The organism is Paramylibacter kogurei (assembly GCF_002742285.1).
GTDB classification, from domain to species: domain Bacteria; phylum Pseudomonadota; class Alphaproteobacteria; order Rhodobacterales; family Rhodobacteraceae; genus Amylibacter; species Amylibacter kogurei.
Genome location: NZ_MDGM01000010.1, coordinates 1 through 1,689, shown reverse-complemented (window position 1 = coordinate 1,689; position 1,689 = coordinate 1). Strand labels below are relative to the sequence as shown.

Below are 1,689 nucleotides of genomic sequence, written 5' to 3'. Positions count from 1 at the left end.
CGGTGAAATATCTGACGGGAGCACGGGTGTGGGCGCGCGTGCCTTGGCGCAATATGATCGCGATGATAATAACAGCTACTACTTTGGTTACACGCTTGACCCCGATCGTGAATTTGGTGGCAATGAATTGGTTGGCCGCGACAAGGGATCATTTGTGGCGGGTGCACGGCGACGGTTGAACGATAGCCTGACGGTTTATGGTGAAAACACCTATGATTTATTTGGTGTGCATCGATCGCTCACCTCAACCTATGGCGCGGATTATATCGCCAGTGATTTTTTAACCTTCACAGGCGGGTTTGAATTTGGCCGTGTGCGTGATTCCAGCACCAATACCGAATTTGATCGCAAGGCCTTGTCGCTGGGTTCGATTTATCGCGACGAAGATTTGTCGCTGCGCACGCGATTGGAATATCGCAAGGACGAAGGTTTGGAATCTGGCCAGGACAAAGACGCCGATACGATCGCGGCCAATTTGACCGCGCGTTATAAAATCAGTGACAACGCGCGTCTGTTGTTTAGCGCCGAGGCAATCCAAAGCGAAAACGCATCCGCATCCATACCCGATGCAAAATTTGTGGAAATCACCACAGGCTATGCATTCCGCCCAGTGGAACATGATCGTCTGAACGTTTTGGCGAAATACAGTTTTTTATATGACATGACGGAACGTGCCAGCGCGAGCACAACCAATGGTGCGAATTTTGACAATTCCCCACGCCAAAAGGCGCATATCTTTAGCCTTGATGCCAGCTATGACATCAATCGCCAATGGACATTGGGCGGCAAAATCGGCGCACGTTTTTCCGAACAGGATAATGGCGATGGGTTTGTATCCAACAACGCCACATTGGGTGTCGTGAACCTGCGCTATCATATCGTGCACAAATGGGATGCATTGGTTGAATATCGTCAATTACACGCCCAAGACATCGGTACAGACACAGGTGTCACCACCGCAATTTATCGCCATGTTGGCAATAACATGAAAATCGGTGCTGGATATAACTTTGGCAAATTCTCCGATGATCTGCGCGATGTCACATATAACGACAAAGGCGCGTTCATTAATATCATCGCAAAGTTCTAAAAATTAGAAACGCAACGGCATGGTTTACGCGCTGTTGCGTTTTTTCTCGTATTGCGTCGCCATACGTTCGCGTGGTTCGATGCGCGACAAAAAACGTGCTTCGTGTAAGTTGATGGCATTGATCCATCCAAGATGAATAGCTTTGAAATTCCAAACGGTCAGTTGGTTCAATTTACGTCGACTTGATGGGTGTGTTGAAAGCGATTCTAGTATCCATGTGATGTTTGCTTGTTGAGTCGCAGTCAGAATCTGGTGGAATCGATGATTCACCGGATCACAATCAGCTAAAATAGGCGAAACCGATTGTGAATCCCTTGCGATTCAATTGGTGAGTCTTTGTGTTACGCTATTTTAACCAATATTTACGCGATCTAGGATATGGAATTTGGGCGGTCATTTCCCGGTGTGCGGTTTTTTCCGCTTACAAAACAGTAGTTTACCTATATTTTTTTAAAAGATGTGTATTTTTTGTAAAAAGGGGTTGCGGGTTTTGATTGGTCACACTAAAAGCCCCCTTACCGGAAGGGACGACGACAAGTTAGGCGCTACGGCGACGGAGTTGAGACGGTCTGAAGGTTGAAAAAAGAGATAAAGATTGG

General features: G+C 47.0%; 1 pseudogene. It reads left to right on the top strand.

Annotated elements, in window-relative coordinates:
* Positions 1 to 1,090: pseudogene (locus tag BFP76_RS14635) on the top strand (hypothetical protein); the annotation flags it as partial.
* Between the last annotated feature and the right edge of the window lie 599 nt (positions 1,091 to 1,689).